5 protein-coding genes and 1 pseudogene are annotated in these 11,867 nt (G+C 74.0%); 1 reads left to right on the top strand and 5 read right to left on the bottom strand.

Going from position 1 to position 11,867, the window contains the following annotated elements; genetic code table 11:
• Window positions 1–111: 111 nt before the first annotated feature.
• The 5 genes from ABD54_RS22680 to ABD54_RS22700 all read right to left on the bottom strand — a co-directional run bounded on the left by ABD54_RS22680 (window position 112) and on the right by ABD54_RS22700 (window position 10,928).
• Window positions 112–4,512: an FtsK/SpoIIIE domain-containing protein gene (locus tag ABD54_RS22680; protein WP_047871558.1), complete on the bottom strand. Its 4,401-nt coding sequence runs from the start codon at window positions 4,510–4,512 to the stop codon at window positions 112–114.
• 95 nt (window positions 4,513–4,607) lie between these two features.
• Complete coding sequence (locus tag ABD54_RS22685; RefSeq protein ID WP_017563317.1) at window positions 4,608–4,904, bottom strand: WXG100 family type VII secretion target; 297 nt, start codon at window positions 4,902–4,904, stop codon at window positions 4,608–4,610.
• Window positions 4,905–5,059: 155 nt separating this feature from the next.
• Window positions 5,060–5,707 carry a hypothetical protein gene (locus ABD54_RS22690; protein ID WP_047871559.1) on the bottom strand — a complete coding sequence of 216 codons (648 nt, stop codon included), beginning with the start codon at window positions 5,705–5,707 and terminating at the stop codon, window positions 5,060–5,062.
• Between the two features lie 29 nt (window positions 5,708–5,736).
• A complete protein-coding gene (locus ABD54_RS22695) occupies window positions 5,737–6,063 on the bottom strand; it encodes a hypothetical protein (protein ID WP_047871560.1) in 327 nt (108 codons plus the stop codon).
• Window positions 6,064–6,098: 35 nt separating this feature from the next.
• Window positions 6,099–10,928 carry a hypothetical protein gene (locus tag ABD54_RS22700; protein ID WP_047871561.1) on the bottom strand — a complete coding sequence of 1,610 codons (4,830 nt, stop codon included), beginning with the start codon at window positions 10,926–10,928 and terminating at the stop codon, window positions 6,099–6,101.
• 316 nt (window positions 10,929–11,244) lie between these two features.
• Here ABD54_RS22700 and ABD54_RS22705 point away from each other — a divergent pair.
• A pseudogene (locus tag ABD54_RS22705) lies at window positions 11,245–11,867 on the top strand (hypothetical protein); the annotation flags it as partial.

Genomic DNA, 11,867 nt, shown 5'->3' on the forward strand with positions numbered 1-11,867 from the left:
GGGCGGGGGCACGGGGTCCTCCGCCGGAGGGGGGCAGGGGGAGGAAAGGGGCACACTCATGAATATCACCGGTCCCGGTCCGGCCGCCCCGCTCGGGGCGGCCGGTGGCGGTCACGGCAGCGGCACCCTCACCTGTTGGATACGGCCGTCGCCCAGGTGCAGGTAGGCGGTGCCGGGGGTGAGGCGGGGACTGGACACGCCCTTGGGCAGGCGCATGCCCAGCACCTCGCCGTCGCTCTGTGCCTGCGGCGAGAGCAGGGCTCCCACGCGGTTGCGCTTGAGGTGGACGTGCCACCCGTTGAAACCGCCTTGGAGGGCCTCGTTGGTTCCCGCGGCGACGATGCCCCACCCGGCGCCGACCATGCCGCGGGCGATACGGGTGAACTCCCTGCCGAGGTCGCTCTGGAGGAGGAGTTCGGCGTCGTCGATCATCACCACGGCGGTCTCGCCCTGGAACCGGCCCAGCGCCTCGTGCAGTTGGGAGAGCTTCGGCTCGGCCGCGTCCAGGACCCCCTGGACCCCCGGCTGGTGCCGCAGGTCAGCCAGCCGCGAGGAGCGCGGGGTGACCAGCAGGAGCTCGGTGCCGGCCTCCAGCAGCGACCTGGCCATCGTGGCGAGCATGCTGGAGCGTCCGGACTGGGGCGGCCCGCTCACCAGGAACGTCGGGACGCGCGACAGGTCGGCGCTGACCGCGGTCAGCTCGTTGCCGCCCACGCCCAGCAGCGCGTGCAGCGGACGCGGGCCCCCGGAACGGTACCGGGCCGTGTCGGCGTAGGTGAGCTGGTCGGGCAGGACGTCCACCCGGAACGGGCGCGGCCCGGCTTCCTCCTGCGGCCGCCGGGACACGAAGTCGGCGATACGGGCCAGTTCGGCACCCTGTACCGAGCCCTGCGGGTCGCGGTTGAGCAGGGCGAGCTGGACCTCCATCGCGTCCCCGGCGCGGAAGGCCCTGCCGTCGGGGACCTCCTCGGGCAGCGAGCGGGCGTTGAGCCCCGCGGCGCTGTAGTCGCCGTTGTCGTTGCAGCGCAGCACCAGCAGCTCCTCGGTGGTGGAGGAGTACTTGGTGCGGGTCAGGAGGCGGTCGCCGGTGGCCACCACGTGCACACCCACGCCCGCGCCGTCGCGCATGAGGGTGGTGACGCCCTCCACCAGGGCGCCGTAGTTGTACTCGCCGAAGGTCTGCTCGAAGGCGTCCACGCGGTCGATGAACAGCACCACGTGGGCGGGGCGCTCGTCCGGTGCCAGCTTGGTGCGCAGCTCCTCCAGGTCGGCGCAGCCGTGCGCGGCGAGCAGCTTCTGGCGCCGGTCCAGCTCCTCGCCGAGGATGCCCAGCAGGCGCACGACCCGCTCCCCCTGCGTGCGCTGGGCCACCGCGCCGCAGTGCGGGAGGCGTTCCATCGGCAGCAGGGCGCCGTTGCCGCAGTCCAGGCCGTACATGTGCACGTCCCCGGGGTGGTGGGCCAGGGCGAGGGAGGCGGAGACGGTGCGCAGCGCCTGGGACCGGCCGGTGCGGCCCGAGCCCATGATGTGCAGGTGTCCCGTCCTGCCCAGGTCGAACACGTACGGGAACTGGCGCTGCTGGGCGGGCACGTCGACCAGTCCCACCGGGGCGGGCTGGATCCGGCCGTGCACGGCCTGCGGGGAACGGCCCCGCAGCAGCTCGGACAGGGTGAGCGCGGTGGGCAGCGCGGGCAGCCACGGGCTGGGCTGGCGGCGGGCGCCCGACCGCTCGGCGGCCTCCTTGACCGCTGCGACCAGGACGGTCAGGTCGGTGGCCTCCACGTCGCCGGTGTCGGCGGGGCCCTGGACGGCCTCGGGCGCGGGCAGTGCGAGGTCCGACCACTTCACGGCGTGCGCGACCGGGTCGGAGGCGTTGGCCGCGGCCACCACCCTGCGCCCGCCCACCCGGCCGGACTGGAAGGGCAGCAGGGAGGCGTGCCCCAGGCGCGCGTAGGCTCGCCCGGGGGTGTCGATGCCGATGTGCGCGGACTCGGCGGCGTCGATGACGTCCCGGCTCTCGGCCTCATCGGTCATCCGCAGGGCGATGCGCAGGTTGGTGTTGGCGCGGATGTCGTTGGTGACAACGCCGCCGGGGCGCTGTGTGGCCAGTACCAGGTGGATGCCCAGGGAGCGGCCCCGCTGGGCGATGTTGACCAGGCCCTTGACGAAGTCGGGCAGCTCGCGGGCCATGGAGGCGAACTCGTCGATGACCAGCATCAGTCGGGGCATCTGCGGCATGCGCGGGTCGCGGTCCAGCAGTTCCAGGTAGTCCTCGATGTCCTTGGCCCCGGCCTTGGCGAGGATGTGCTCGCGTCGGTGCAGTTCGGCGCCCAGCGACACCAGGGCCCGGCTCACGAGGTGGGTGTCCAGGTCGGTGACCATGCCGACGGTGTGCGGCAGTTCCACGCAGTCCTTGAACGCGCTGCCGCCCTTGTAGTCGATCAGCACGAACGACATGGACTCGGGGCGGTTGGCCGCCGCCAGGGAGGCCACGAGGGTCTGGAGCAGTTCGGACTTGCCCGAACCGGTGGTGCCGGCGATGAGGGCGTGCGGGCCGTCCCGGCGCACGTCCACCGAGAACGGGCCGTCCAGGCCCGCGCCGAGCGTGGCGACGGTGCTGCGCCCCCCGGAGGCCCAGTGGGCGGCGATGGCCTCGCCGCTGGGCGGTTCCAGGCCGATGACGTCGAGCAGGCGGGCGCTGCGCGGAAGCGAGCCGCCGCCCTCGCCGACGCTGCTGTCGCGCATGGGCGCAAGGGCGCGGCCCAGCCGGTCGGCCCAGGCAGCGGAGGGCACGTCGGCGCGCACGTCCTCGACGTTGTCGAAGGAGGTGCGGCGCAGGCGCATGCCGTGCGGGGTCGAGCTGACCACGGCCTGGCACTCCTCGGGGAGCAGGCGCTCGTCGGCGTCCAGGCACAGGACGTAGATCCCGGCCTCGGGGCCCTCGCGCAGCAACTGGACGACGCCGGGCAGCGAGCGGATGCGCCGGGCGCCGTCGAGCACCACCACGACCGCGGGCTGGTCGGCGAGGTCGCGCCGGGCCTGCTGGCGGGCCTCCAGGAGCATGAGCAGCTCCGACACCCGGCGGGCGCAGGTGGTGGCGTCGATGCCGATCCGGCCGAGCGAGAGCCGGGGGCGGTCGCCGCGCAGGTGGGGCAGGTAACGGGTCCAGCGCCAGCGGTTGTGGTCGCCCTCCATGGACAGCAGGTACAGGTGCAGTTCGGCGGGGCTGTGCAGGGCGGCGAGCTGGGCGACCAGCCAGCGCTCCAGGGCCTGGGCCCCCTCGCCGCGCCCTGCCACGCCCACGACCCCGTTGTCCTTGACCGACACGCTCACCGGGACGTCGCGCATGTCCCAGGTGACGTCCCGGCGGTGCTCGTCCTTGGTGGGGTCGCTCAGAACCACCTGGGAGGGGATGCTGCCGGTGCCCACGCGCAACTGGGTGAAGTCCTCGTCGATCTGGCGGCGCTCCCAGAGCCGCGCGCGCGGGCCGGTGGCCAGCAGCAGCACGGCGGCGGGGTCGGGGCAGGTGTCGCGGAGCTTGCGCTGCTCGGCGACGAGGGCGTCGCGCGCGTCGCGGGTGACGCGCTCCTTCTTCTCCTCGTACTCGGCGAGCTGCTTGTCGTAGCGCGCCTTGGTGGTGCGCCGCTGCATGATCTGCATGAACAGCACCGAGACGGGGGCGAGCAGGCCGATGAGCAGGTACTGGGGGCGGCCCATGACGAGCGCGCTGCCGACCGCCATGGTGATCGGGATGAGGATCATCATGATCAGCTGGGTGATCGGGCGGTCCGGCGGTTCGGGCGGGGCGGGCAGCTTGAACCTGGTCCTGGTGGGCGCCGGGTGCAGGCGGGGCGGGCGGTTGTAGTCCAGCCCGGTGCCGTCGTCGGAGGCCACCACGGAGGCGTCGGGACGGTGGTTGGGCCACACCTCGAAGAGGGTGCCGCCCAGGGTGAGCTGCTCGCCCTGCGGCCAGACGGTGTCCGGGCCGACCTCGTCGCCCTCCAGGGAGCAGCCCCGGCCCCCGCTCGTGCCCAGGATGGTGGCGGTCCCGTCCGGAGCGACCCGGATCCGCGCCCAGTAGCCCTCGGATTCCACGGCGAGCACGGCGACCTCGTCGTCGCCGACGACGTAGTCGCCGGGGTCGAGGCGGACCACGCGCCCGGCGTCGGGGCCCGAGACCACGCGGACCTCGACCACGCCGGGGGGCTCGCCCTTGACCGGGGCGGGGCCGCCCACGCCGACGAGGGAGCCGTCGAGGAAGCCCGCGTCGGCCAGGGAGGCGGACGGGTCCACGGGCCGGTCGCCCAGGTACAGCGGCACGGTTTGGCCGGGTGCGCGGGGCAGGGTGCGCACCATCGGATCGACGGCCTCGGCGAGCTGGCGCACCGTGGAGCTGGGGTCGGCGTCGACGAGGACGTCCAGGCGCAGCGCGGAGGAAGCCACGGGGCCGCTGCCGTCGGGGCCGTCCACGGCCGGACCGGTGGCTGGGGTCGCTGTGAAGAGGAGGCGCACGGTGGGACTGCTTCCGGGTTCGTCGTCGGGTCGTGGCGGGGACGGCGCGAAGGCGCCGCCCCGCCTTCCGGGTGGTGCCGGGGTCTCCCCCGGGATCAGCCCCTGAGGCCCTCGCCCAGCTTGTCGTCGGTCTCGCTGAAGGTCTCGCCGACGGTCTTGATGTACTTGCCGATGCCTTCGAGGCCCTTGTTCACTCCCTCGAAACCGGTGTTGAACTCCTCGAAGAACGGGCGGAAGTGCTTCTCGGCGGCCGGGGTGCTGTAGCCGTCCGAGATGAGGCCGTCGACCTTGCTCTTGATGCCTTCCAGGCGCTCGGTGAACTCGTTGAACTCCTGGATGAGGGAGGACGAGGTCTCCTCGGTCTTGTCGCTGTCGACGTTGTACACGGGCATGTGTGCCTCCTGCTGGTCTGGTCGGGTGGGTCCTGTCGCTCGTGCCCGGTCGGCGCGGTCGTGGCGGGGGCCTGGACCGTTTCCGCGAGCACCATTGTGGTGGATACGTCATTCTGCGTGGTGGTTCGCCCCGTTCACCACCGGCCGCGGTCCCCTCAGGTGGTCCGCTCGACCTCGCGGAGCCGGAACCGCGCGCTCGCGGTGACGGCGTCGAAGAGGTCCAGGACGTCCTCGACCTGTTGGGAGTTGGGGCTGGTGCAGCTGACCATGACGCGCCTGTCGAGCCCGGGGAGCTCGAAGGCGGTGTGCATGACCACCGACCGGACGACGGCGTCCTCCAGGTCGTGGTCGGCGATGCCGAAGACGCGACCGCACGTCCCCGCGCCGGACTCGGGAAGGTCGACCGCGTCCTTGCGCAGCCAGGTGCCCTCACGCGCGGTGGCGGTGTCCGGGTAGACGTGCTCGATCATCCGGATCGGGTCCATGGCGTGTGCTCCCCTCCCCGCCGGGAAGGCGAACACGCAGACGGTCGCCATGAAGAAGCCGTCGTCGTACTCCTCGAAGACACCCGCCGCCGCCAGCAGGCCCGCTCCGACCACGTCGCTCGTCACCTGGGCGATGTCACCGAACATGTCGTTGAGGGCGTCCAGCTCCTCGGGCCTGTTCCCGTGCATCTCGACGGCCTGGGCGCGCAGCCGGGCGAGGGCGTCCCCGCTGAGGTCGTACTGCGTCCACGTCTCGGGGACGGCGATGTCGAACAGGATGTCGACCTCGGGGACGTCCTCTTCGAACTGGTATGGCATGGAGGTGCCTCTCCTCTGCTGCCTCGGGGTCAGACGGCGACCTGGTTGGGCGGGGGAGCGGGCTCGTCGCCCTCCGTCAGGCTCGCGCCCAGCTTCTCGTCGGCCTCCCGGAAGCTGTCGATGACCGGGGTGATCGCCTGGAGCAGGGCGCCCAGGTCCTCGGCCTGGCGCTCGTAGTTCTTCTTGCAGTCCTCGCCGTAGTCCTTGGCCTTGTCCACGAGGTCGCCGGGGCCGATGTCCTCGGACCTGTCCCCGGGGCTCTCGACGTTCTCGCCCGCGAAGGCGTTCCGGATGCGCCCCAGGGAGCGCTCCATCTCCTCCAGGGCTCCGATGTCGATCCTCACGACACGTGCCATGCGTACTCCCTTCCTCGGTGTGTGCGGTCCGGCTCCTAGAGGAGGTTGACCCTCTCGTCGAGTTCGGCGTCCCTCCTGGCCAGGTCCGCGCTCAGCGCCTCGGCCGCGTCCAGGACCGCGCCCAGCCTCTCCAGGTCCTCCGGGCGTCTCCCGTCCGCACGGGCGGCCTCGATCTCCGCCCTCAGCTCGGGGATCAGCTCGCCTTCGAGGAACGCGGCCTGTCCGCCGATGGCCTCCCTCTCCGCGGCGACGGCGACTTCCTCGTCGAGGTACTCGTTCGTGATCAGGTCGCGGAGGTCGTTGCGGACCGCCTGGTGGCCCATCTCCAGCGGGAAGGCCGACAGGTGCGAGCCCACGCCGTCCGTCGGCAGCGCGGTGGTCCCGGAGATCCGGCCCTCGGCCAGGCCCTTGGGAACGGCGGTGCCCAACTGGACGACGGCCTGGACGACGTCGGTACCCGTGAAGTCGCCGTCGGCGAACTCCTGCCACGCGATCTCCACCCCCAGGCCGCCGAGGACGTTGACGAAGTTCTTGGCGAGCGTCAGGCGCATCTCCTCCAGCATGGCGCCGAAGCTGTTGAGGCTCGGCCGCACGGGGGAGCGGTCCCCGTCCGGGGAGTGCCCGTCCCGCCGGTCACCGGAGGCACCGGCGCCGTCGTCGGTGCGCGCGGGAGCTCCGTCACCGTCGGTCCGCGCACCCGGGGCGCCGTCGGTGCGGGGCGTACCCGCGACGCCGCCGTCGTCGGCGCGGGCGCCGGGAACGTCCACCCGGTGCTGCGCGCCCTCGGGAGTGGTCACCCGGACGTGGTCGTCGGTGACGCGCAGGTCGGGGCGGCCGTCGCCGCCGTCCACCCGGACCCCTCCCCGGCCGTCCCGGACCGTGCTGCCGTTGCCGTCGGTGACCGTGGTCCGGCCCGAGCGCGTCTGGGTCCCCTCGATGTCCCCCGTTCGGAAGCTGACCTCGTCGGCCCCGCGGAACGGGGACGGAAGCCGGCCCGGCTCCGGTCGCACGCTGACGCCCTGGTCGGGTCGGGTGTGTCCGGTCATGCCGCCTTCGGAGTCCGTGGACACGCGCCAGCTCGGCGCGACCCTGCCCGCGTCCCCGGCGGTCTCGCCCATCCGCAGCGGGGGGTTGCCCGGGCTGTCCGGGGAGGGCCCGCGCACGTCGGTGCCACGGGGACCGACGCCGACGGTGCGGTCGCCGTCGCGGACGGTGCGGTCCGCGTCGCGGGGCACGTCCACCCGGAGCCCGTCCGCGCGCGTGTGGACGGTGACCCCGTCGTCGGTGGTAACGCGGCCTCCCGCGCCCGAGTGCTCGGCCACCGGCCCGTACGGGGGCGCCGCGTGCGTGGTCTCCCCCCTCCCCAGGCCGGGCGAGGTCCCCGGCCGGGCGTCCGTCCGCGTCGTTCCGTCGGACACGTGGGCGCCGTCGGCGGAGCTGCGGGCGTGGACGCCGTCGGGCCCGCCCGCCACCACGCGCCCGGGGCCGCCGGGCCCCTCGGGTCCGGACGCGACCCAGTGGTCGCCGCTCCTCATCGCGGTGGAACCGTCGGGTTCGCGGACGGTCTGGAGCCGGTCTCCCCGGGCGTCCGGGGGCGTGCTCACCGAGGACTGGCCGTCGCGTGAGGTGGTCACGGTCCAGCCCTGGGGGGTGTCCACCCGCAGCGCGGGGTCCGAGCCCTGGACCAGGGTCACCCTGGTGCCGCCCGTGAGCACGCTGGGCCGGCCCGTCGCGGGATCGGTGCGCAGCGGCGGGTAGGCGCCGTGGGGGCGGCCGTCGGTGCCGTAGGAGCGCGTGGCCCCGTCGGTTCCGCGCACCTCCACGACGGTCCGGCCGTCCCGTTCGGTGATCCCGACGGTGGTGCCGTCCTCGGTGCGCACACGCCCCGGCGCGGTACGGGTGTCCCCGACGGTGACGTGGCCGTTCGCGTCCTGGACGGCCCTCGGGGTCAGCGAGGGGTTGTCCGTCCTGATCTCGGCGCTGCCGTCCGGCCGGACGACCGCCCTGGAGTTGGCGCCCGTGGCGGTGCCCGCACCGTCTCGGCCCTGCCGCAGGTCGACTCCGCGCGCGCCGTCGGCGACCCTGACCTCGTGCTGGTCGGCCCGGATCCGGGTGTCGCCGGATTCAACGGTGGCGCTGTCGGTCCCGCGGTCGTAGCTCTGCGAGGTCGCGCCCCCGGTGTCGAGCCGGTAGCCGTCGGGGCCGATCTCCGTGCTCCGGCCGGTGGCGGGGTCGGTCACCCGGGTGCGCGGCACGGCGGAGGAGCCCTCGTTCCCGGGCCGGGAGATCTCCGGGCCCCCGTTCTCGAACCGCAGGTCGACCGGCCCGTCTCCGCTCCGGGTGATGCGGACGTCGCCGTCGCCGCGGGGCTGCTGGACGGTGAGGCCGTCGCCGGTCCGGATGGTGGAGCCGTCGCCGTCCCGGGAGGCGGTGACGTCGCCGTCCGCGGTGGGGACGCGCACCTCCCCGTCCCGGTAGGAGGCGCCGGGGGCACCGTCCGGTCCGGTCAGGGTGACGCCCCGCGGCTCGTCGTTCCCGCCGCGTGAGGCCGTGACCGACGCGCCGTCCGGCCGGGCCACCCGGAAGCCGTCGTCGGTGCGCCGCACCGAGGTGCCGTTGACGTCCACTCCGTCGCGGGTGACGTCCATGGTGTAGTCGCCGCCGTCCGCCGGATAGCGGTAGGAGACGCTGCGCTCCCCGTCCGGTCCCCGGCCGGTGCGGTACTCGCCGAAGTCACCGGAGGCCACGGTGCGGTCGTCCGCCGCTCCCGTGCCGTCGTGCGCGGCGGCGGGAACGCCGTTGTCGGGTCCGACCGGGGTGTCTTCCGCCCGCGGTCCCGTGGGCGCTGAGGCCCCCTCGTCCCGGCCCGTCCGACCGGAGGCGGCCGGGGGCTCCTCGCCGGGCCGTCCCGCAGCGGGGGTGTCGTTCCGGTGCGGCACGCGGTCGTCGACCGTCGGCTCCCCGGGCTGGCCCGGGCGCTGGGAGGGCAGGCGTACGCCCTCGCCCGCGACGTTGGCCCCGCCCGTGGAACCCCCGTACCCGCCCTCGAAGCGCTGGCCCTCGGGACCGGGACCGGGACCGGGACCGCCGCCCGTCGCTTCCGCTGTGGCGGAGGAGGTCGTACCGCCCTGCGGGGAGGCGTGCGGGCCGTCCCCCGAGGAGCGGGAGGGGTCGGTGGCTCCGGGAGCGCCGCCCGCGTCGGCGGTCGCGGGAGCACCGCCGGTGCCAGGACCGGACGGGGCGACGGCCGGTTCCGGAGCGCCCGAGGTGCCACCCGTGTCCGAAGTGACCGCAGGGGCGGCCGGTTCCGGAGTGCCCGGGGTGCCACCCGCGTCGGCCGTCGCGGGGGCACCGCCGGTGCCAGGACCGGACGGGGCGACGGCCGGTTCCGGAGCGCCCGGGGTGCCACCCGTGTCCGAAGTGACCGCAGGGGCGGCCGGTTCCGGAGTGCCCGAGGTGCCACCCGCGTCGGCCGTCGCGGGAGCACCGCCGGTGCCAGGACCGGACGGGGCGACGGCCAGTTCCGGAGCGCCCGGGGTGCCACCCGTGTCCGAAGTGACCGCAGGGGCGGCCGGTTCCGGAGCGCCCGAGGTGCCACCCGTGTCCGAAGTGACCGCAGGGGCGGCCGGCTCCGGGGACGCGCCGTCGCCGGCCGTGGGCGCGGGATCGGCCCCCGGAGCGGGACCGGAGCCGCCGCCCGAACCGTCGGAGCCGCCCAGGAAGGACGGCAGCGATCCGTGGTCGTGGGCGGCGCCGACAGCGGCACCGGGCACGTTGGTCGCGGCGGCGCTGGCGAGTTCGTACCCGAGGTCGATGTCCTCCCAGGAGGTACCGGCGGCCATCTGCACGGCGATCGAGGAGCCCATGCCGACGGCGGTGTCCCGGGCGCCGGTGGTGATGGTCGTGGAGATGACCGGGTGGTCCCGGCTGACGCGGCCCACCGTCGACGTGACGGTCCGGACGGCACGGTTGCCGCCCACCGCGCCCCGTACCCCGCTGGTGGCGCCCCGTACCGCCGAGGAGGCGCTGCGCACTCCCGAGGAGATGCTTCCGGTCACGCGCGGAGCCGCGGCGGTCAGACCACGCGTCACCGCGCGTCCGCCGCGCAGGAGCACGCCGCCGGGGACGAGGGAGATCAGGTCCAGGCCGAGGGTGGTGACCGTCTCCATGTTGAAACCGAGCTTGCCCTCACGGTGGAGGGTGGACGCGCTGATCGCGAGCGCCCCGAGGGCCAGGGCGATGCCCAGGCCCGGGATGAAGATGGCGGCGATACCGCCGACCACGAGGATCGCCGCGTAGATGAGGGGGTTCTCCTCGACCCACGTGACGATCGCGTCGAGCCATCCCCACAGTTCGTTCGGGTCGCCCTGCTTGGCCTCCTCCAGGGCGTTCTTGCAGGTGCCGACGGCGTCGTCCATGTCAGCGAGCACCGTCCGGAGGCGCGTGACGTAGGCGTCGCGGACGGGGTCGTCACCGTCCGTCTCCCGCTTCCACTCCTCGGGGTCCTCCAGGGCGAGGTAGGCCTGTTCGGCCTCGAAGACGATGATCCCGCTCTGCTCGCGGGCCGTCTCCAGCGCGCCCGTCCAGGTTTCGAGGGCCTTGTAGCCCTTCTCGTAGGCGTTGTGGGCCTTGTCCAGGTACTTGGGCAGTTCCTCGATGAGTTCCTTGAGGGCGTCGACGGTGCTGCCCTCGCCCAGTTGCCCCTTGTCCAGCCTGCGGAGGTCGGCGGCGGCCTGCTCGGCGGCGTCCGCCAGCCCCTCGTAGAACGTCTTGAGCGAACGTACGTCGTAGGCGGACCACGGAACCGGGTCCCCCTCCCGGTCGAGGAGGTCCCACCTGTGGTGAGTGCGCGGTTGCTTGGCCACGTCCCGTATCGCTCGCTTTCCAGGTCGCAGAACGGCGCGGTTCAGGCGATCTCACACCTGCCACGGGGTTGGGGAGGGGACTGTGCGGGCCCGGGGCCGGGGGCGCTCGGAGAGTCCGACATCATAGAGTGCCACGCCCACGGGTGAACAGATGCCCCAGGGGCACGCAAAGTTCTCCCGAACCTCGTAGGGTTTGCCTTCGCCCGTCCCTGACGGTGCCCGCCGCCCCGCGGAACCGGCCCCGGGCCCGGCGACGCCGGTCCGCGCGGCCCGGAAGGCGTTCCCCAGCAGCGAAGACAGCCACAGGAGAGAGCGAGTGACCCTGACAGCGGCGGCACGGTCCGGATCTTCGCACGCGCGCTCGGCGCGCGGGGCCATGGCGTTCACGGCGGTCCTCGCCACCTGGTGCGTCGCGTCCGCGGCACCGGCCGCGGCGGACACCGCCACCGGGACCTACGACATCTGTCCCACCGTGTACTACTACGTGGTCCCGGAGGGCTCCCCCGGTCTGGAGGGCATCGCCGACCTCGTCCTGGGCGACCCCGGGCGCGCGGACGAAATCTACGGGTACAACGCGGGCCGCACCCAGGCGGACGGCGGCGCACTGGGCGAGGACCGCCGGGTGCGCCCCGAGTGGCGCCTGGTGGTGCCCTTCGACGCCGGCGGCGAGGGCGTCTACGAGGGCTTGGACCCCCTGTGCGTGGTCTCGGTCGACCAGGCCAACGCACTGGGGCAGGAACCGCCCTCGCCTCCTCCCGCCCCTCCCGCCTACACGCCTCCCCCCGAGGAGGAGCCCTCCGCGGAGACCGCCTCGGGGAACGCCGCGGCGGAGGAGGAGCCGAGCATCGACCCGCGGTTGCTCGCTGCGGGCGCGGCGGGCCTGGTCCTGCTGACCCTCATCACCCTGTTCTGGCAGCCGATCGGCCCAGCACTGGCTGG

The sequence above is a fragment of the Nocardiopsis sp. RV163 genome (assembly GCF_001029525.1).
Classification (GTDB): Bacteria; Actinomycetota; Actinomycetes; order Streptosporangiales; family Streptosporangiaceae; genus Nocardiopsis; species Nocardiopsis dassonvillei.

Excerpts from the sequence above, each read along its gene's own strand:
- ABD54_RS22685 (WP_017563317.1), bottom strand. The coding sequence starts at position 4,904 with ATGCCCGTGTACAACGTCGACAGCGACAAGACCGAGGAGACCTCGTCC.
- ABD54_RS22690 (WP_047871559.1), bottom strand. The coding sequence starts at position 5,707 with ATGCCATACCAGTTCGAAGAGGACGTCCCCGAGGTCGACATCCTGTTC.
- ABD54_RS22695 (WP_047871560.1), bottom strand. The coding sequence starts at position 6,063 with ATGGCACGTGTCGTGAGGATCGACATCGGAGCCCTGGAGGAGATGGAG.